The 19,331-nt window shown below is 48.6% G+C and carries 17 protein-coding genes and 1 pseudogene; 9 read left to right on the plus strand and 9 right to left on the minus strand.

Annotation, left to right across the window (positions count from 1 at the left end):
- Nucleotides 1-181 precede the first annotated feature (181 nt).
- The 8 genes and pseudogenes from uidA to Y71_RS24030 all read right to left on the minus strand — a co-directional run bounded on the left by uidA (nucleotide 182) and on the right by Y71_RS24030 (nucleotide 8,814).
- Nucleotides 182-1,951 (minus strand): beta-glucuronidase, encoded by a 1,770-nt coding sequence (uidA, locus tag Y71_RS24000; RefSeq protein WP_007372883.1) that lies wholly within the window; start codon nucleotides 1,949-1,951, stop codon nucleotides 182-184.
- Between the two features lie 47 nt (nucleotides 1,952-1,998).
- On the minus strand, nucleotides 1,999-3,273 hold the full coding sequence (gene uidC, locus Y71_RS24005; RefSeq protein WP_007372882.1) for a glucuronide uptake porin UidC: 1,275 nt from the start codon (nucleotides 3,271-3,273) through the stop codon (nucleotides 1,999-2,001).
- 152 nt (nucleotides 3,274-3,425) lie between these two features.
- Nucleotides 3,426-4,703 carry a PTS sugar transporter subunit IIC gene (locus Y71_RS24010; protein ID WP_007372881.1) on the minus strand — a complete coding sequence of 426 codons (1,278 nt, stop codon included), beginning with the start codon at nucleotides 4,701-4,703 and terminating at the stop codon, nucleotides 3,426-3,428.
- Between the two features lie 57 nt (nucleotides 4,704-4,760).
- Entirely contained in the window at nucleotides 4,761-5,066 is a 306-nt protein-coding gene (locus Y71_RS24015) for a PTS sugar transporter subunit IIB (protein ID WP_035889908.1), read from the minus strand.
- A 15-nt stretch (nucleotides 5,067-5,081) separates the two neighbouring features.
- Nucleotides 5,082-5,405 carry a PTS lactose/cellobiose transporter subunit IIA gene (locus Y71_RS24020; RefSeq protein WP_090398103.1) on the minus strand — a complete coding sequence of 108 codons (324 nt, stop codon included), beginning with the start codon at nucleotides 5,403-5,405 and terminating at the stop codon, nucleotides 5,082-5,084.
- Between the two features lie 105 nt (nucleotides 5,406-5,510).
- Nucleotides 5,511-7,424 carry a BglG family transcription antiterminator gene (locus Y71_RS24025; RefSeq protein WP_035943066.1) on the minus strand — a complete coding sequence of 638 codons (1,914 nt, stop codon included), beginning with the start codon at nucleotides 7,422-7,424 and terminating at the stop codon, nucleotides 5,511-5,513.
- Between the two features lie 437 nt (nucleotides 7,425-7,861).
- Nucleotides 7,862-8,040, minus strand: a pseudogene (locus Y71_RS31140) (IS110 family transposase); the annotation flags it as partial.
- A gap of 21 nt (nucleotides 8,041-8,061) precedes the next feature.
- Nucleotides 8,062-8,814 carry an IclR family transcriptional regulator gene (locus tag Y71_RS24030; RefSeq protein ID WP_007372875.1) on the minus strand — a complete coding sequence of 251 codons (753 nt, stop codon included), beginning with the start codon at nucleotides 8,812-8,814 and terminating at the stop codon, nucleotides 8,062-8,064.
- A 404-nt stretch (nucleotides 8,815-9,218) separates the two neighbouring features.
- Between Y71_RS24030 and Y71_RS24035 the strand changes: the two genes are divergently transcribed.
- The 6 genes from Y71_RS24035 to Y71_RS24060 all read left to right on the plus strand — a co-directional run bounded on the left by Y71_RS24035 (nucleotide 9,219) and on the right by Y71_RS24060 (nucleotide 14,093).
- Complete coding sequence (locus tag Y71_RS24035; protein WP_007372873.1) at nucleotides 9,219-9,611, plus strand: RidA family protein; 393 nt, start codon at nucleotides 9,219-9,221, stop codon at nucleotides 9,609-9,611.
- A gap of 199 nt (nucleotides 9,612-9,810) precedes the next feature.
- Nucleotides 9,811-10,647: an ABC transporter substrate-binding protein gene (locus Y71_RS24040; protein ID WP_007372872.1), complete on the plus strand. Its 837-nt coding sequence runs from the start codon at nucleotides 9,811-9,813 to the stop codon at nucleotides 10,645-10,647.
- Nucleotides 10,648-10,700: 53 nt separating this feature from the next.
- Complete coding sequence (locus Y71_RS24045; RefSeq protein WP_007372871.1) at nucleotides 10,701-11,435, plus strand: amino acid ABC transporter permease; 735 nt, start codon at nucleotides 10,701-10,703, stop codon at nucleotides 11,433-11,435.
- Nucleotides 11,432-12,076: an amino acid ABC transporter permease gene (locus Y71_RS24050; RefSeq protein ID WP_007372870.1), complete on the plus strand. Its 645-nt coding sequence runs from the start codon at nucleotides 11,432-11,434 to the stop codon at nucleotides 12,074-12,076. Before Y71_RS24045 ends, Y71_RS24050 begins: the two co-directional genes overlap by 4 nt.
- Nucleotides 12,073-12,810 carry an amino acid ABC transporter ATP-binding protein gene (locus Y71_RS24055; protein WP_007372869.1) on the plus strand — a complete coding sequence of 246 codons (738 nt, stop codon included), beginning with the start codon at nucleotides 12,073-12,075 and terminating at the stop codon, nucleotides 12,808-12,810. The genes Y71_RS24050 and Y71_RS24055 overlap by 4 nt, the downstream gene beginning before the upstream one ends.
- A gap of 11 nt (nucleotides 12,811-12,821) precedes the next feature.
- Nucleotides 12,822-14,093: an alanine racemase gene (locus Y71_RS24060; protein ID WP_007372868.1), complete on the plus strand. Its 1,272-nt coding sequence runs from the start codon at nucleotides 12,822-12,824 to the stop codon at nucleotides 14,091-14,093.
- A 123-nt stretch (nucleotides 14,094-14,216) separates the two neighbouring features.
- On the opposite strand, the gene Y71_RS24065 is transcribed toward Y71_RS24060, so the two are convergent.
- Nucleotides 14,217-15,104, minus strand: a complete 888-nt coding sequence (locus Y71_RS24065) for an AraC family transcriptional regulator (protein WP_035943496.1) — start codon at nucleotides 15,102-15,104, stop codon at nucleotides 14,217-14,219.
- Between the two features lie 198 nt (nucleotides 15,105-15,302).
- Between Y71_RS24065 and Y71_RS24070 the strand changes: the two genes are divergently transcribed.
- From Y71_RS24070 to Y71_RS24080, 3 genes are all read left to right on the plus strand, one after another.
- On the plus strand, nucleotides 15,303-16,049 hold the full coding sequence (locus Y71_RS24070) for an SDR family NAD(P)-dependent oxidoreductase (RefSeq protein ID WP_007372866.1): 747 nt from the start codon (nucleotides 15,303-15,305) through the stop codon (nucleotides 16,047-16,049).
- 10 nt (nucleotides 16,050-16,059) lie between these two features.
- Nucleotides 16,060-16,776 (plus strand): SDR family oxidoreductase, encoded by a 717-nt coding sequence (locus tag Y71_RS24075; RefSeq protein WP_007372865.1) that lies wholly within the window; start codon nucleotides 16,060-16,062, stop codon nucleotides 16,774-16,776.
- 713 nt (nucleotides 16,777-17,489) lie between these two features.
- Nucleotides 17,490-19,031, plus strand: coding sequence for a methyl-accepting chemotaxis protein (locus Y71_RS24080; RefSeq protein ID WP_081120866.1), 1,542 nt, complete (start codon nucleotides 17,490-17,492; stop codon nucleotides 19,029-19,031).
- Nucleotides 19,032-19,331: the final 300 nt, after the last annotated feature.

A 19,331-nucleotide genomic window follows, 5' to 3' on the forward strand; every position in this document is an offset into this window, starting at 1 on the left:
TGAGCAAGAAATACGCAAAGAGCCGGCAATATCTGTGGCTACGGTCAATGGCGAATCAAGACCCATGATTACATATCAAACATTTCATGCGGCGATAAAAAAGCTGAGTCCGGTTTAATACAGGACTCAGCTCGTCTGCCTGGTACGTATAATTTCTTGCTCAATAAACAATTAAAGAATTTTATGCTTGTGATGGTTTATCCAGCCATCGCTTCTTCAGCAGAAAGGCAGCGGCTTTTGGTTTCCGGTCCCGAGTAAAAACGCCTTTTTTATTCCCGCCAACGCGTATGATTCCCTGCGAGGTCGCAAAATCGGCAAAGTTCCAGACATGCTCGCCCACAACAAACGATAACCGATCAAATACTTTATGGTACATGTCAAGAAACGCGCACTGGTATTCTTCAGACCACATTTCGTTATAAACCGAATGCAGTCCGGCCAACGTATCAGTACCGTATTCCGTAATAATGATGGGCTTTTGATGCCGCTCATGCCAGGCAACCAGCTCATTTTCTAATGTTTTCTCGGCAGCAACCAGATCCGCAGGGTTTTCATACCAGCCGTAATAGCGATTCAGGCACAGGACATCAAAAAGATCGCTTATCTTGTCTTCATTCAGCGATGACTTGGTAATGTTGACACAACAAACAGGACGGTGAGGATCCAGCTCCCTCGTCGCCTTAACGAGAGGTAAGAAATAATCCCGGCTGGCTGGCTCACGAGCGTCCGGCTCGTTGGCAATGCTCCACATGACCACCGAGGGATGATTTTTATCCCGCGCAATCAATTCGCATATTGCATCAAGATGCGCCTGCTGAGTCACATCGTTTATGGCTTCCGGGCAAAAAAGTTTCTCTGGTCGGGTAAAATTGCGGATCATCGGCAACGAAACGTTAAACCCTACAGCCGGAGTTTCATTAATGACGACAATACCGTGCTCATCTGCCCAATCCAGCATCTCTTCGGCATAAGGATAATGAGCAGTCCGATAGGAGTTTGCTCCAATCCAGGACATCAATGCATGATCGTGCACCAGCAGAACATTATCAAAGCCTTTACCCCGTAAATCGGCATCCTCATGCCGGCCAAATCCTTTAAAATAAAACGGTTGGTTGTTTATCAGGAAGCAATCCCCGTCGACTTTGACCGTACGAATACCCACAGGCAGCGTATAACAGTCTGTACCAGCAGTGATGAGCAATTGATAGAGGAAAGCGTTACCAGGTTGCCAGAGTGTTGGTTGCGTGACCTCAAGTACCCCTTCCCGGCCCGAACTTTGTGCAACAATATTCCCTCCGCGCCCGATGAGCTGACATTTCACCTCACCGGGAGCATTGATGCGATATTGCACATAGCCTGTACTGAGATCCTCCAAAAAATGAGTGTCAATATCAATATCACGAATAAATTGGTGCGGGGTCGTATAAAGCCACACATGACGATGAATGCCTGAATAATTAAAAAAATCATGAAAATAATGCTGTTTGCGTACGCCATTCTCTTCCGCGATAACGCCAGGCGGAATGGTATGCCAGGACAATTCGTTATTAACACATACTGTGACACGTACCACGCGTTTCTCACCGACCAACGCGCTGATATCTACCTCAAACGGTGTATATCCCCCCTGATGAAACATGATTTGTTCATCATCCAGCCATACCGTTCCGCGGTGCGTCACGGCATCAAAACGAAGCACAATTCGCTGACCATCCCAGCGTTTGGGAATACGAACGTCAGTTTGATACCATACATCGCCAACATGTGTACGTACGGTCTCATCGGCGAATTGATCATTAAAACTGGCAGGGACAGCTATTTTACGCGCGCCATCAAGGCGGTCTTTCCACCACGCTTGCGAAAATCCGCAGCGGTCCGTATCTATTTTAAAATCCCACAGACCATCAAGTAATTTACATTCCCGGGATTCGGTTTCAATTGGTTTTAACATCACAAAATCCTTCTATCTGCATCTATATATGGGAAAAAAAACAACATTTATTTCAACATGAAGTCATATTGTATTCCCGCTTTAACATCCCAGTAGTGCAACTCATTACCAAGCGTGCTGCCATTTCTTTTTTCTTTTGCAATATCCGATGCTACATACATTTTCATTCCTGCAAGCGCCCCGTCAGTTACGTTGTAGAAAACACCGGTGAGGATACCTTGACCATTAATTTCAATCGTTCTCTGGGGATCTTCATATCCGTGGGTAATTAGTGGCGCGACCATGACGCTAAGATTTGGCTGGAAGAAATATTGCACTCCCGCCTGCAAAGAAAACATATCCTCTTTATTTCGATCAATACTCAGAGAGTTGGGGTAGCCAATATCCGTATCCACGTTCGATCCAATATTATTCATCGCATGCGTCACCATGCCGGCTGCGCCAAAAAAACTTATTTTCGGCATACTGTAGGTTACCTGCCCTGAATAGACCTGAGTATTATTATGAAAACTACGGGAGCGTGAAATGCCGTCCAGCAGGGCGTGAAACGCCAGAAGCTCAACTTTGATCGTGTCTTTATTCTCAAGTAAGATTTTTTTCTCAACAATAGCTTCATATTGAGACGAGACATCATCCTGCCAGGAGCCCCCCAGAGAATAGCGACTGCTATTGTCATGCCAGCTACCAGCCAGAAAAGAACGTGCGCGTTTCGTATCATAATGACCCGTTGTCGGGTTATAGATCCCTTCATTACGCACGCCTACGGCGGCATCCGGCCAAAGAAATACGCGGGTACGGTACATAGCCCATAAATCGATATTATTGCTGGGCTCGTAACGGCTGAGCACGCCCTCAGAAAGGGTTGGCATCGTTCGCGTTGAGCCGGATGCAATAAGCGGGACCCGGTATGGCAGACTACCGTAACCATTATCTGTCCCAAATCGGCCAATTTTAAAATGAAGGTTATCAGTGGGTTTGAGTTTAACCGCGCCGGAAACAAGTCCAAAACTATCGTGATCGGCAAGATAACCGCGCGTACTCCAGCGATCTTTTGCGCCTAGCTTATAAACATAATACGCCCCGGCTTCCGCGCCAATAAAATCGGAATAATAATGTGTATTTACGTCAAGCATGGCCCCCTGAACCCAGCCATAAATATCTCTTGCCGATGCCCCCGCGCTGGGTCTGTCTGCACGACGAAAATCATTTTTAAGACGAACTCTTAATACATCCTCATTATCGTTAATTTCTGCGGCCTGTGCTGTTAATGCGCTAAACGCCAGAAGTAAAAGCGCAACTACTGTTCTTTTATTTTCCATCATAGTTATTCTCTATAATAGTACATGGGAAGGTTGTTCTTTAAAAAAAGAAATATATAGATGCTATAATTTTTATAGGTAAAATTCAGTGCGCGGCGACTTTAGCGATATCTGATTCAGATAGTAACTTTTTATTATCGAAAGCCGCCTTATATTTACTTATTATTCCCCTCGCCATTCATTTCCAGCGCATAGGATTCTTTATCTGCCTTTTTAAAGAATGGATACCAGACGATGATTTGTATTCCCACAAGGAAAACCTGCAACACAGCGATTTTCCAACTTCCCTCCATAATACCGCTTAGAATAATCGGCATTCCGGTTATCGGTGTAATCCCTGCAACTCTGGGGACAAGTCCTATGTAGGTTGCGAGATAAGCGATGCTCAGGCTAATCGCATTCATAAAGATAAAAGGGATGGCAAAGCGGAAATTAAAAACCATTGGCGTACCGAAAACTAATGGTTCACTAATACCAAACAGCGCCGGTATGGTAGTCAGTTTCCCCAGTGTCTTATATTGTTGACTTTTTGCAAAAAACAGCATCAGTAAGGTAAGACCTATCGCGCTGGCAGACATTGTATAAGTGCTGACAAATGAGCGTCCGGTGATATTGGGCAGTGCCTCACCGGCAGAATAGGCCGCAAGTTGCACTGCATCCATTGCGGTAAAAATCGGCAATACAACAGAGTAAATAACCATCGTGCCATGGATGCCCATAAACCACAGTAATTGAGCTAATGTCCAAAGTATTATGATGGAAGCAATGTTGCCCCCGACACCCTGCAGAGGTAATTGTAAAAATGCATAGATAAATTGATGCATACTTTTAAACGGAGTAACCGCAAAAAGCACAGAGATAGCAGAAAATAGCAGAATAGAGACAAATCCAGGGATAAGACTACTGAAACTACTGGAAACAACAGGCGGCACACTTGCTGGCATTTTTATCGTGAAGCCCTGCCGTTTAAAAAAAATATAAACCCATGTAGACAGTAAACTAACAATAATTGCAGTGAAAATACCCGTACCGCCTAACCACTGCATGGGAATGACCGGAGCGCCATTTTCCGAAAACGTCACTGGCGTAACAATAAAGAAATTCAGCAATGCCAATAACCCACAGAACAGGCCATCTTCATCATGTTGTTTTGCGTAGTTACCAGCAATAGCGACACCGAATATAACGGCCAGGAAATTAGTAGTAAACATGATAATGACTTTTAACGCTGCAGCAATACCTGCACTGGCGATAAATTCTTTATATGCTGGAATCGGGAGGTTCAGAAATAATGCAGCAAATGCTCCTAAGATAGTAATAGGCATAGCCCCCATCATTCCACCTGTAATACCATTCACCAGTTTGCTGGTCTGAATTTTATTAACTATAGGATGAATTTTATTGGCTATCGTTTTTCTGTCAAATTTGGACATAGGGATCCCCTGCCAATGTATATTGGCTATACAAGTCAACGCTTTTCTTATGAATTTTTAGCTCAATAAGGCCAGTGCATCAACCAGCACTTTTTCGCCGTTCATCATGCCGTAATCAACCATGTCGATGACAGCAACTTTTATTCCATGAGGTTCATATTTTTCTTTTAGGTCATCCTCAAGATACGAAATTTGCGGACCTAATAGTAAAACCTCTGTTTGCCCTTTATACGTTTTGAATTTTTCTTCAGGCATTGCGATAACAGTGACATCGATACCTTTGCTTTTAGCACTTTGCTGCATTTTAGCCATCAACATAGAGGTAGACATACCAGCAGCACAAACAAGAGTAATATGTATCATATGCATTCCTTATTATTATTTGTTTTTAATAAGTTTGTACACTTCAATCATTTCCAGGGCAATATCTCTGGTGGTCATGGCATTCATTAGATGATCCTGCCCATGAACCATAATAAGTGATACTGCGGCTTTTTTTTCTCCTCGCGCTTCTGCCTGAATCAATTCCGTCTGAAAGTAATGTGCCTTCTGCAAAGAGGCATTTGCTTCCGAGATCCGCACCTCTGCTGTTGCGAAATCACCCATCCTGGCGGCTTTCATTGCCTGCATTGCTTTACTTTTTGCGCTTCCGCCATTCACCACCAACTCGGTGATAATATCTTCCAGGCTAATTTCCGTCACTTGTACCACTCCTCACTATGATTATTTCAGATGATACTAACCATCAGTGTTCAGGTTCTCCAGCGGGAAAATTACCATCTTTAATCTGGTAAAAATTGCCATATCTCACGATATGACACCCCCTTTCAGTAACGTCATGAGCACTTCAAATCGTTGTTCCTTAAGCAGTTGCTGTAAGGCCTCACTATCAAACAGCAATTTCGTTGTCAGCTGGTAAAAGCGCCCGATCTCCGTATCTTCTTCAGAAGAAATAGAAATGAGAAAAATAACCTGTACCTCATTATGCCCCCACCATATAGGTTGCTGTAATATGCCTACCGTGACAAAACTTTCTCTGGTCATGACCTGAAATGGATGAGGAATAGCGATCAGGTTCCCAAAATCCGTTTGCCCCAGCACTTCTCTTTTCATTACCGCATCTAAAAAACCGTCAGGCAATGGAAAGTATTTTTCCGTATGCTGGCAGAGTAATCTGAGCGCTTCCTCTTTATTCTCTGCCACAATATCTGTTAGAAATAACTCTGGTAGATAATATCTATGCAAAAAAGCGTTGCTGCTGGCTTCAAAGATTTCACTGCAGGTGATAATATCTTTATTTTCCAGGAATAAATTTACTTCGAACACTGGTACCGGCACGTCAATATTGATCGGGATGGTTGTAAATATATATTCAATATTATGCCCAGCAAAATCAAAGGAATTCAGCTCCCAGGCAGTGCACTCATAAATATTTTCAATGTATTTACCAAATGCTTGTTTATATTTGTACATAAAAAGTTGTGTGGTACCTTTGCCTGACACACACACAACGATGATATTCTTTTTGTCAATTTTCTTATCTTTTTTTTCCAGCGCAAGCTCAAAAAGAATAGCGAAATAAGCAATTTCATCTTCCGGAATATTGGTAACATAATGCTCTGACAGAGCAATGCATGCCGTTGCTGCCATTGTATAGGCAAAAGCGTATTCTTTCTTTATTTCATGCAGTAATGGATTACTGAGTGGAATACCGTATTGCATCCGTATATCCAGCGGAACCATATGCTGATTTAATGACATACGTAATTCCAGGTTATCCATAAAATCGATGTTAAAGCTTTTATGTACAATCTCCAGCATCCGCCAGGTTAGTTCATCAATTTTTCGGGAAATAACAATATTTACACCGGGGTGATTATAAGAGCCAGACGATAATTTAGCTCCCATATGCAGTGCTATATAGAACTGTTCGCTTTCTGGCATGAGGGTCTGGAGTTCTTTCTGGGTACGCAGCACAATCTCTTTAGTTGCCTCCAGAACATCCGGTTTCACCAATTGCACGATTCTGTTACCGTCAATATCTACGGATTGTTCGTGTTTAGATCTATATGATGCGATGAAAATATGAGAAATAAGGTTTTCCAGTGAGACCTCTGATATACGATATTCATTTTTATGCAAAACGGATAAAACGATATTGCCAATCGCCTTTAGCTTTTCTTCTTTTTTTCCATCAGAATTCATAAAGTCATCACGTTTGATGAGATTATTTGCTATGCATACCCTTTTATTGAATTCGCTGCCGTCGATAATAATACCATAATTAGGCCGTCTTTCTAAAACCAGATTGTGTATGTGCAGAATATACTCAACTTTTTTTAGATCTGCAGTCATCGTATTGCGGGAAACATAACACTGCTCGCATAAATCATCTAGTTTGATATAGCTGTGTCGATTTAATAAAAAAGCGAGAATAAAAGTAATTCGTTCATTCGATGTCGTTGGCCGGGAAACCTTATTTTCTTTATTATCAGAAAGAGCAAACTGGTTAAAGCAATCATAATCGTCAACCGTTAATCTATACCCCATATTCGATTTCGAAGCGATCATGGCACCATGTGATATTACGATATCATTCAGTTCTTTCAAGCGGACACGAACTGTCTTTTCACTAACATTAAGCCTTGCGGCTAGTTCGCGAGCGGTATGATATTCTTCATCCATCAATTCCTTAAAAAGGACTGATAATTTGCTATACATCGTATCCCCTTGATGATAACCATCATCTTTTGCCTTATCAGACTTTATCATCGAAGAATAAGGAACTCCACCCAGGCAACCGCCATTAAGATCTGGTAATGGACTGAGTTTTCATTCTTTTTTTTTGACATCCGTCACAAAAGAAGCAATGATTTTATTTTTATTTTATAAATACATTGAATTAATTAATAAAACGCTAAGCATTTTAGAATTCGAAAAAGCAACGTTTAATAAAAATATAAGACTTGTTATTCTGATGACAAAGAAAAATTCGAATGTATGTAAGCACACTGAATTAAAAAACCATTAAACAGTTTATGTCAGAATAATGCACAGGTGATATTCAAATCTGCCAGAATATTTTCTGGTCAGATAGGATATACCTTATTATATTTAAGATTGTGGAATAATCATTAATCACCTGAAGACTTCACTCTCTGCGGATCATCCTTTGCGCCACCGGGCAAAAAAGCGAGTCAACGCATGCACAGGAAAAACGGTGATAAATAGGGACTTCTGGCTCGCGTCCCTCACCGGGCTTTTCCAGCTCAACGGCGATAGCGACACGCCCTTTCACCTGCTGGTGTAACCCGGTGAGCCAGATTTCAGATGCCTGTCAATCACAGGGAATAGAGGCTCAGGTGAAGTCAGATAATTTTTGCCCGGAAACGATCAACTCTTTCAGCAGCATCTGACGGCGCTCCTCCGGCGTATCGCGACTTACCATAAAGCAAATAGCGGCGACTGCCTGCCCGCTACGGGAACGAATCGGCGCCGCCATACAGCAGGTAAAACTCTCTGACAAACCTTCGGTCAGGCAATATCCCTGCTGCCCGGCACGATGAATATCTTCGAGGAATGCCTGCTTGTCGAGGACTTGCCCGTTCGCCAGTCGGTAATCCTCTTCGGGGATAAGATCGAGAATGGCGCTGTCCGACCAATTACTGAGCAGCAGACGACCAGTGGCCGTCCAGGTAATCGGCACCCGCACCCCGATATCAGAAGTGATTTTGAACGGGTGAGCATTACTTTCCGACAGCACAACGGTGTACTTATTCCCTTCCAGCATACAGAGCTGCACCGTCTCGCCATGACGGGCCACGATCTCAACCATTAACTGATGCGAGCGGCGGATAAGGTCGTTATGCGCCATGTAGTCCGCACCGTAATAGTGCATTTCACGGCCAAAAAACACCGCGCCGTCGGCATCCAGTTCAAGCAACCCTGCCTCACTCAGCAGGTTAACGAGTTCATATACGCTGGAACGCGGTGCACCGGTAGCGTCGATCAAATCGCGCATCGCCATAGGCTGACGAGCGATATGCAACTGGCGAAAAATGTCGATAACACGGTCAACACCGCGCGCCCGCGATGGCTTCTCGTCCGGCATAAGCAAATTCTCCTGATGCAGTCGGGCGGTCGCGCCAGACAGTAAAAAAGAAAAGCATCATACACCGAGCATCGCCGTTAACCCATCCCCGTTAATTAAAATTTCATTGCCAGAGTTTATATTTCTTTGTTCTATTTTGGGGCCTCATTTTAGCGCATTGCATGCAGGTTATTTTTTTAAACCACGACAGCGATAACATTTTCAGGCAGAAAATTTCGGCATTCCTTTTTTATTTTGCGATCGCAACGACATCACGAGAAATTAAATTCCTCGCGATATATTGCAAAAATAAAAAACCTGTGCAAATCTTGCCCTATCCGGTATTGCAGATAGCAGTCTGATATACCAGACAACTATCACCCGGTACTAACGGGTATTCTCAGAACAAAAAGGAGCAGCATTGCATGACGATTAAGCGTTATGGCATTGAAGGCGGCACCGGTACAGGTGGGCAGAAACTGCCGTTCGCGCGGGCCGTTGAGGCCGATGGCTGGCTCTATATCTCGGGCCAGACACCGATGCGTGAGGGCGAAGTTGTGGAAGGCGGTATCATCGAACAGACGCAACTGGCGTTCGACAACTGTCTGACCATCATGCGGGAAGCAGGTTACCGCGTGGAGGATGTGGTGCACGTGACGGCGGTATTAACCGACGCACGCTATTTCAGTTCATTTAATAAAGTATTCAGAGAGATATTTAGTGATAATCCGCCCGCGCGTATTTGTAGCGTGCAGGATTTAGTGGTCGACTGCAAAGTGGAAGTGGATATGAAATGTTTCCGCGCCGACCGTAAATAATTAAAACCGTTAAAACAGGCTGAGCGTTTCTATTTCTTCTTCGCCAACACCAGGACAGCCTGTTATTAATTGATGCTTTTGCTTGTTCATTAAAATATCCCGAAATAATCAGCGCTGCCGCTGCGCCGGTGATCGTCTGACTTATAACGGATGACACGGTATTACACCGTCTCGTTAAACATTAAAAGAGAGCATAAAAATGAATGCAACATCGCTGAAATTAAGTGCCAAGGCACTGGCGGGCGCGCTGGTATTGCTGGCTGTTGCGGGCTGTACGCCGACCGAAGAGAAAAAAGAGGCGGGTGCTGCGCCACAGTCTGCGCTGCAAACCGTGCTGCAGCGCGGCACGCTGCGCGTGGGTGACTGCCTGAGCTTTGCCCCGTTTGGTTTTTACGATAAAGACGGCAATCCGGATGGTTATGATGTCGATCTGGCTAAAGCGCTGGCGAAAGAGATGGGCGTCAAACTGGAAATGGTCAATACCACCAGCGCCAACCGCATCCCTAACCTGCAAACCAATAAAGTTGACGTGGTGTTCTGTAACTTCACCCGCAATCTGGAACGCGCCAAAGAGATCGGTTTCACCAACCCCTATGTCGTGGCGAGCGAAGCGATGCTGGTGCGCAAAAACAGCGGTATTCAGTCCGCGCATGATATGGCCGGAAAAACCATTGCCACCGTGAAAGGTTCCACTAACGGCGATGAAGTGCGCAACCTCGGCATCGACGTGAAAATTCAGGAGTACGATTCCTCTCAGGCAGCAATTCTGGCGGTGAAACAGGGCCAGGCGGATGCCATGATCGAAGATAACAACTTCCTCGCCTATCAGGCGAAACTCGATCCGTCGCTGACCGTGACCAACGAAGCGCTGGTGCCGCTGGAGTACAACGCCTTCGGTGTGAAACAGGGCGATCAGGTATGGACCAACTATCTGAATGAATTCCTTTTTGAAATCAATGCTTCCGGCGAGAACGCCCAGTTGTATGAGAAATGGTTCGGCAGTAAACCGCGCTACCCGCTGAATCCGCAATACTGATTGTTCGCCCACGGCGCAGCCGCCGATGCTGCGCCGCCTGAAGGAGTCACACCATGAGTTATCAATGGCTAACCCTGTGGCGCTACGCCGACACCTTTCTGGAAGCCGCGTGGCTAACACTACAGGTCACGCTGCTGGCGTTTGCCCTGGCGGTGGCGCTCGGTCTGCTGGCCGCGCTGGCGAAATCCTCGCCGCTGGCGCCGCTACGCTGGCTCAGCCACTGCTACGTCGAGTTCCTCCGCAACACGCCGGTGCTGCTGCAAATCTTCATCATCTTTTTTGGCCTGCCGTCGCTGGGTATCACCATGAGCGCCTTTACCGCAGGCGTACTGGCGCTGGGGATTAACGTGGGTGCTTACCTGGCGGAAACCTTCCGCGCGGGCATTCAGTCGGTAGCGAAGGGTCAACTGGAAGCGGCGTATATCCTCGGTATTCCGCGCCGACAAATCTTCCTCAGCGTGGTGCTGCCGCAGGCCGCGCGCGCAGTGTGGCCAGCCATTATCAACAACCTGATTCAGCTACTGCTCGGCACTTCGCTGCTCTCAGCCATCGCGCTGCCGGAGCTGACCGGTACCGCAACGGTGATCAATGCGCGCACCCTGCTGTACATCCAGACCTTCAGCGTCGTCGCGCTGGTTTATCTGGTGCTGAGCAACTTGTTCTCGTGGCTTGGCAACATGGCAGGACGCCGGATGTTCCATCCGCCGCTGGTAACGCCAGTAAAAAAGCCCGGCTGGTGGTGGGCAAGAAAATGGATTAACCCAGTGAAACGGGAGAATGCGCTATGAGCGAACTTATCATCGGCTCGCTGCCAATCCTGCTGAAAGGCCTGGTCGTCACTTTACTGCTCTCCATCGCCGCTATCGTCGGCAGTACGCTGCTCGGTTTACTGGCGGCAGTGTTACGCACCAGCCGTTTGCCGGTCGCCAGACAGATCGCTGTGTTCTATACCGAACTGTTTCGCGGCACACCGGTCCTGATCACACTGATGTTTATCTATTTTGGTGTGGCGTACTTCGGCTATGAAATCAATCTGTTCGCTGCCGGTATCCTCGGCCTGAGCATTTATCAGGGCGCTTACATCGCCGAAGTATTCCGCGCCGGTATTGAAGCCGTACCTAAGGGCCAGTGGGAAGTATCGTGGATCCTCGGCCTGTCGAAGCGCCAGACGTTTCTTAGCGTGATCCTGCCGCAAACGCGTGGCATTGTGCTGCCGCCGCTGGTAGGCCAGTACCTTTCTCTGATTAAAGATACGTCGATTGTCAGCATGATCGGTATGTCGGAATTGATGCACCAGGGCCAGGCGATTGTCGATCGCATCGGCCAGCCAGTGGTGATCTACGGCCTCGTCGCCCTGCTCTACTTCGTAGTCTGCTTTCCGCTTTCCCGTTGGGTTCAACATCATCAAACCAGGAGCCAGTTATCATGAGCAAATCCGCCATTACGCTGAGCCGGATTACCAAATCCTTTGGCTCAACCCTGGTGCTGAAAGAGATAAGCCTTGATGTTTCGCCCGGCGAAGTGCTGGTACTGATTGGCGCATCCGGCTCCGGCAAAAGTACCGTGTTACGCATCATGAGCGGGCTGGAAACCGCCGATGGCGGGGAAATCTGGGTTAATGAAGTGCCACTGCATGACCGCAAACGTAGCAGCGAAATCTGCGGCCACGTCGGCATGGTGTTTCAGCAGTTCAATCTGTTTCCCCATAAAACCGCGCTCGGTAACGTGACGCTGGCGTTGATTAAAGCGCAGAAACTGTCCGAGGCCGAAGCCAATAAACGCGGCCTCGCAGCCCTGGCGCGTGTCGGGCTGGCCGAGCGCGCGCATCACTACCCGGCTCAGTTGTCCGGCGGTCAGCAGCAACGTGTGGCGATTGCTCGCGCGCTGGCGGTGGAGCCGAAAATTATGTTTTTTGATGAAGCGACGTCAGCGCTCGATCCCGAACTGGTCGGCGAAGTGATGGAAGTAATGCGCAGCCTGGCGCGTGAAGGGATGACCATGGTGGTGGTCACTCACGAGATGGGTTTTGCGCGTAAAACCGCTGACCGCGTGGTGTTTATGGATCAGGGCGTGATAGCCGAGCAGGGTTCGCCGGAGCAGATTTTCGTTAATCCGCAGAATCCGCGCACCCAGCAGTTCTTATCACGCGTGCTTGAGCACTAACAGGAGGCATGATGTCGATTCACTTTCCATTGCAGGCGGACGGCGCGCTGGATGCGCAGCAGCCTGCACCGCGTTTTAAATCGGTCGCCGGTTCCGGCAATCAGCCGCTGGCTAACGGCACCCCGATCTTTAGCAGCCCCGAGGTGTTTTCCCCACTGATGCTGATGAAGCAATCAGCACTGGAGAATAATCTGCGTCAACTGGCGGATTTTTGCCGTGAACAAGGCGTGATGCTGGCAGCACACGGCAAGACATCAATGTCTCCGGCGATCCTGCGCCGGGCTGTAACGGAAGGCGGTGCCTGGGGATTGAGCGCCGCGACACCTGCGCAGGTTCGAGCGTTGCGCCAGTTCGGCATTCGTAACGTCTTCCTTGCCAACGAACTGGTCGATCCCGGCGGCATTCGCTGGATCGGCGAATGGCAAAAACAGCATCCCGACCATGGCTTCCTGTGCTACGTCGATTCGCTGCAGGGGGTTCGTTTGCTGGAGCAACATCTCGGCGACAGCCGCATTGCGGTACTGCTGGAGATGTCGGTCAGCGGCGGACGTACCGGCTGCCGCTCATCCGCTGAAGCGCTGGAGATTGCCGCCGCGATTGCTGCCAGCCCTGTCCTGCAACTGGTGGGCGTTGCGGGGTATGAAGGCGCGCTCGGTGCCGGACGCGATGCCGCAGGCGTGCAGCGGGTAAAAGATTACTGCCAGATGCTGATCGCCACGGCGGCGCTGCTGGCCGAACATCAGCTGTTTGCCAGCCAGCATATTATCCTCAGCGCTGGCGGCGGCGCGTGGTTTGACGTGGTCTCGGCCTGTTTTACGGCCGCGAACCTGCCGCTGCCGATGACGCCGCTGATTCGATCAGGCGCCTACATGGCGCACGACAGCGGGCTGTACGCGCGTATCGCGCCTTTCGCGCAGCCCGGTGCCACGCATCATTTCACCGCCGCGCTGGAGATCTGGGGACGGGTGTTGTCGCGCCCCGAACCAGGCCTGGCGTTTGTTGATTTCGGCCGCCGTGATGTGCCGTTCGATCAAGATCTGCCGAATCCACTGTGGGTGCGGAATGTCGATGGCAGCGCCCTGCGTGCAGCTTCTGGCATGCGCATCAGCGAGGTAAATGATCAGCATGCGTATCTGTTGCTGCCGGAAGAGGATGCGTTAAAGCCCGGCGACTGGGTAGGCTGCGGTATTTCACACCCCTGTACCGCCTTCGATAAATGGCGGTATTTGCCCCTGGTGGATGATGATTATTGCGTCACCGATTCACTGGAAACCGCATTCTGAGTGAGATATGAGCTCGTAACAGCGCGATGTATCGCGCTGTTTTAGAACGGATACTCTATGAATGATGGAGTGAACTGCGCCCATCCGTTCTTTAAATGCCGCAACGTCAAGGCCGAAAAGGGGTTATTCCGGCCAGTACGATTCAGCTTTGACTTTTAATAAATGGCGTAAACGGTGAGCTTCCTTTTGCGGCGGACAACCAAAGAACCGGCTAAATTCTCTGCTGAATTGTGTCGGGCTGACGTAGCCAACCCGAAAAGAGGCTTCACTGGCAGTGACATTACGCTTTACCATTAAAAAACGCGCCTGATGCAGCCTGATGGAAATCAGATACTGTTTTGGCGTCGTACCGGTGAATGCCCGGAAATGACGATGAAAAGAGGGGGCGCTCATTCCGGCCTCTTTCGCCAGCATGTCAACGTCAATAGGATCCATAAACCGGGTATGCATCGTGCGGATAGCACCCGCAATTTGCCGGAAATGCCCCTTTCCGGAGAGCGCCGCTCTGATTGCCGCCCCCTGAGTATCAATCAGTACACGATAATAAAGTTCCTTCAGAATACCCGGCCCCAGAATTCTGCTTTGCTCTTCATCAGAAAGTGCCACCAGCAGGCGATAAACCGTATCGGCCAGCTCTTCTCCCAGCGGAGTGGAAAACAGGATCCCTGCCTTCTCACCTCCTTTTCCTTCGCCCATTTCAATCAGTAATTCGGCAATAGTGGCGACATCAAGCGATACAGACATCGCCAGCAGAGGTTCTTGCTGGCTGGCCGTCGTCTGGCTGGTGAACGGCAGAGGTGCCGAGACAACCAGATAGTGCCCGGGATCGTAGGTAAATTCCTGCCCGCCCATCAAACCGGTTTTCTTTCCCTGCAGAACAATAACAATGCATGGTTCATAAAGGACAGGCGTATGGGGCATCGACTCATTGGCCCGCAACAGTTTTATCTCCTTCATCCCGGTGCGCGTGTAGCCTTCATCAGGCGCCAGCGCCAGCAAAGCAGGGATCATTTTCCGCATAAGGCTTGAGGTAACGCCGGACATTGCGCCTCCTGTATATGAAAAGATAAATTTCACCGCCATCAGCAGGTTTCCAAACCGAATTCTGACAGAAATAGATAATCTTTGTACAGGAACCTTCATTGTTGCATTGCGCTGCTTCTCATACCCTTTTGCGGACAACGTGACACAGCATGTGAGGAACAAAAAATGGCAGATTTTTTGGGATTAGCGAACCGAGTGGCGATTGTCACAGGAGCCGCAGGGGATATTGGCAAAGCCACTGTAAAACTTCTCGTCAGCCATGGCGCGAAGGTAATCGCGCTGGATATCGACCCGGCGGTTCATGCGCTGGCGCAGCGCAATCAGGTGGCGACACAACGTTGCGACGTCAGCCAGGAAGCGGAAGTCATCAGCGCGGTCGCTCTCGCGCAGGCTGAATTCGGCGGCGTGGATATTCTCATCAACAATGCGGGCAAGACCCTGAATAAACTGGCGACTGAAACCTCCGTTGAAGAATGGGACAGCATTATGACCATCAATGCCAGAGGCTATTTTCTCCTGAGCCGGGAAAGCCTGAAGGTGATGCAGCCCCGCAGGCAAGGCGCGATTGTCAATGTGGCGTCCGTGGTCAGCATGGTGGGCATGAAAACCACGGCTGCTTACTCGGCCTCTAAAGGCGCAATTGCCCAACTGACGAAAGTGCTGGCGCTGGAGGCTGCTGAGTATGGCATCCGGGTTAATGCCGTCGCTCCCGGCGTCGTCGAAACGAATATTCTTTCCGGCATCGTGGAAGACAGCCGCGCCACGCTGGCCAGCTACGGCCACGTTCATCCACTTGGGCGGGTGGCTCAGCCGAAAGAGATTGCTGAAGCGATTATCTGGCTGGCATCGCCGAAAGCCAGCTTCGTGACGGGAACAGTATTAATGGCTGACGGCGGTTATACCGCACAATAACCGGGAGACAATGATGAAAAAGCAGAGCATTTTGATTGTCGGGTCTGAGAAAGGGCTGGGGCTGGGGCTGACAGAAGCCTATCTGGAGCGCGGCTGGGAAGTTTTTGCCACCCACTTACCGGCGGCGGACACCTCTTCACTGCTAGCCCTGGGAGAGACTTACCCAGGCCATCTCACCACCAGCGAGATTGATGTCACCGATACGTCCCATATCGGGCCGCTTATCGGCAAGATGCGTGAACGGCAGTTTGACATTATTTTTATGGTTGCCGGTATGTACGGCCCTTTGCATCAGTCCGTGTTACAGGCTTCTGACGCTGAATTTCAGCAAATCATGATGACCAATGCTTTTGGCCCTGCCCGCCTGGCCCGGCACCTCCTGCCGATGCTTAAGCCGGATGGAAGCCTGGTTTTTATGTCGTCGCACCGGGGCAGTATTGCCGGCAATACCGAACCGGGGATAGGTCTTGAGCTTTACCGGGCCAGTAAAGCGGCGCTGAATATGCTCGCTCGCTGCATTTATATGGATATCAGCCAGGGAGCGCAGACGGTTCTGTCCATTCATCCCGGCTGGGTGACGACAGCGATGGGCACGCTGGACGGTACAGTGGATGCCGAGATCGATGTGAGCACCAGCGTCAACGGCATGGTCAGTGTGATTGAGCAACACCGGAACGCCAGAAGCCATCTCTTCCTCGATTACGAGAACAACAGTTGGCCCTGGTGATAACGGACAAAGCCGCCTCTTTTTATCGTTTTGGAACCCTGCGTTCGCATATGAAAATGACCCACTCCCCAGGCCAACCGGTATGTTACCCCGACGGGCAAAACATCCCTGAATAACGCCTTGAAAATGGATGAGAAAAAGGCGCTGAAGCTTCTGGAGAAAATATTTAACGGCGGGTCTTGAGGAGAGGGATTTCTTCGCCTGCTTACAGAATAAATAAAGGCCTCACATCATTATGCTTATTGCATCAGTACGGGCGCGATAATTAGCGCACTTTCATGAGATATATTTCGTTCAGCCAAACCGCGCTTTATTTCCCGACATAGTTTATGCGGGTATTATATCGGGCGTGATGATAAGTGAGAGCGATTCCACCGCGCCAGCCTGAAATAATGTGAAAACCATCACACCGCTTAGCGCTAATTCATGTTAAGCGGCTATAAGTATTTCGTTCTTATGGCCGAAATGATTACCGTGAATACGTTTATCTATTTGCTAAAGTTTAACATGCCAATGATTTTTCCGGAGAATAACTTTATATCTATCATGGCGTTAACCTCTCAACAACAAAAATGAAATATATAATTTCACATATATCAATATTATCGATTAATTATTTCTCTTACCTCTCCCGATAAAGAAATTAAGCGCAGTCTGATACCCGCAGACCTGCGCAATACCTGCCCTATACAACAACAACAGGTTAGCATGCTATGAAATTATCCTTTGCGCATAAACTGTGGCTTCCACTTGCTGTCGCACTGCTAAGCCTTGCCGGGTCATTATTCTTTGGCTCAGTAAAAATTAAAGATGACCAGCTGGCGCTACGAAAAAAGGAATTAATGTATGTTTCCCAGTTAGCCCTTAGCGTGGTGAAAACGCAGGCTACACTTGTTGATAAGGGGCTGATATCAAAAGAGGAAGCACAACAGCGTTCAATCCAGATCATTAAAGACTTACGCTATGGCGACACAGGATATTTTACTATTCTGAATAACCAGGCGCAGGTCATTATGCATCCCATTAATGCCGCGTTAATTGGCAAAGGGCCGGATATTGCCGATGCAAATGGCGTCTATATTTTCAGGGATATGGTCAAGGTGACGGAGGATGGCCATGATGGTTTTACCGCCTATGATTTTCCGCGGCCGGGAGACACCGTACCAAAACCCAAAATTGCCTATAACATTCCATGGTCTCCCTGGGGATGGATTATTACGACGGGTCTTTATGTTGATGATATTCAGGACGTCTTTCTCAGTTCTCTTTACCAGAATATCGCGCAATTTATCGCTATCAGCATTCTGCTCTCGATACTGGTTTATCTGATTAACCGCAGCACGCTGAAAACACTGGGCGGAGAACCGCGTTATGCGGCTGAGGTCGTGTCGCGAATTGCCGCCGGGGATTTATCGCAGAGCGTGAATAAAAAAGCCAGTGATAACGCCAGCCTGTTACATGAGATGGGGGTGATGCGCGAGCAACTGACTTCCGTTATTGCGGAGATCCGCGATGGTGCTGAGAGGATCAACACCAATACCCAGGATATCGTTGCCGGTAATCAGGAAATCGCCGGGCACACCGATCAGCAGGCGGTATCTCTGGAAAAAACCTCCTCCAGCATGGAAGAGATCACCGCAGCCGTAAAACAAAATGCTGAAAACGCAGGACAGGCGCGTGAACTGGCGCGTGGCGCGGTGGATATTGCCTCACGCGGGGGTGTGATGATGCAGAATGTCAATGACACCATGAACGGTATTTCTGAAAGCGCAGGTAAAATTGCCAGTATCATCGATGTGGTAAACAGCATTGCTTTTCAAACCAACATTCTCGCGCTGAATGCGGCAGTTGAAGCGGCCAGGGCCGGAGAACAGGGGAAAGGCTTTGCCGTGGTGGCCAGCGAGGTACGCAACTTATCCTTACGCAGTTCTCAGGCAGCCCAGGAGATTAAAGAGTTGATTGAGGAGTCCGTCAGCCGCGTCAACAGTGGCTCGTCGCAGATTAAAATCGCCGGAAATAATATCGACGAGATGATTGAAGCCGTGCAGCGTGTTTCGGACATTATGTCGGAAATCTCCGTCGCGACTGATGAACAGAGCATCGGCATTAGCCAGGTCAACGAAGCCATCGTACAAATCGATTCTGTCACCCATCAGAATGCGCAGCTGGTTCAGCAGGCGGTCATTGCCGCGAATGCGCTGGAAAAACAAACCCGGCGGCTCACGCAGACCGTGGCTTTCTTCACTACGGCTTGATAAAGGGGATCAAGAAATCTGCCTTGAACCGCGCAACGACAGTTTGTATTGCTGCGTTGCGCGGGATCAGGGGCGGTAGGCCGGACTCGTCTTTCAAACTTAACAAACTGAATTATAAGTGATTAATTATTGATATTTTGGTTGTGTATACTCAGTTATATACTCAACAGCTTTCTTTCCAAAATCACCAAGTAACAAAGTATATAAACCAACTCAGATATGATGCAGCAATTATACCCGATGACCTGCTCCCCATTGATTAACACACAACGATGTTAGTAATGTCTTCATCAGCAACAT

The sequence above is a fragment of the Kosakonia radicincitans DSM 16656 genome (genome assembly GCF_000280495.2).
Taxonomy (GTDB): domain Bacteria; phylum Pseudomonadota; class Gammaproteobacteria; order Enterobacterales; family Enterobacteriaceae; genus Kosakonia; species Kosakonia radicincitans.

Coding starts and splice junctions, on each gene's coding strand:
- Y71_RS24070 (WP_007372866.1), top strand. CDS start 15,303: ATGGCAGATTTTTTGGGATTAGCGAACCGAGTGGCGATTGTCACAGGA.
- Y71_RS24065 (WP_035943496.1), bottom strand. CDS start 15,104: ATGATCCCTGCTTTGCTGGCGCTGGCGCCTGATGAAGGCTACACGCGC.
- Y71_RS24050 (WP_007372870.1), top strand. CDS start 11,432: ATGAGCGAACTTATCATCGGCTCGCTGCCAATCCTGCTGAAAGGCCTG.
- Y71_RS24010 (WP_007372881.1), bottom strand. CDS start 4,703: ATGTCCAAATTTGACAGAAAAACGATAGCCAATAAAATTCATCCTATA.
- Y71_RS24075 (WP_007372865.1), top strand. CDS start 16,060: ATGATGAAAAAGCAGAGCATTTTGATTGTCGGGTCTGAGAAAGGGCTG.
- Y71_RS24060 (WP_007372868.1), top strand. CDS start 12,822: ATGTCGATTCACTTTCCATTGCAGGCGGACGGCGCGCTGGATGCGCAG.
- Y71_RS24030 (WP_007372875.1), bottom strand. CDS start 8,814: ATGCCGGACGAGAAGCCATCGCGGGCGCGCGGTGTTGACCGTGTTATC.
- Y71_RS24035 (WP_007372873.1), top strand. CDS start 9,219: ATGACGATTAAGCGTTATGGCATTGAAGGCGGCACCGGTACAGGTGGG.
- Y71_RS24055 (WP_007372869.1), top strand. CDS start 12,073: ATGAGCAAATCCGCCATTACGCTGAGCCGGATTACCAAATCCTTTGGC.
- Y71_RS24025 (WP_035943066.1), bottom strand. CDS start 7,424: ATGTATAGCAAATTATCAGTCCTTTTTAAGGAATTGATGGATGAAGAA.
- uidC (WP_007372882.1), bottom strand. CDS start 3,273: ATGATGGAAAATAAAAGAACAGTAGTTGCGCTTTTACTTCTGGCGTTT.
- Y71_RS24045 (WP_007372871.1), top strand. CDS start 10,701: ATGAGTTATCAATGGCTAACCCTGTGGCGCTACGCCGACACCTTTCTG.
- Y71_RS24015 (WP_035889908.1), bottom strand. CDS start 5,066: ATGATACATATTACTCTTGTTTGTGCTGCTGGTATGTCTACCTCTATG.
- Y71_RS24080 (WP_081120866.1), top strand. CDS start 17,490: ATGAAATTATCCTTTGCGCATAAACTGTGGCTTCCACTTGCTGTCGCA.
- Y71_RS24040 (WP_007372872.1), top strand. CDS start 9,811: ATGAATGCAACATCGCTGAAATTAAGTGCCAAGGCACTGGCGGGCGCG.
- uidA (WP_007372883.1), bottom strand. CDS start 1,951: ATGTTAAAACCAATTGAAACCGAATCCCGGGAATGTAAATTACTTGAT.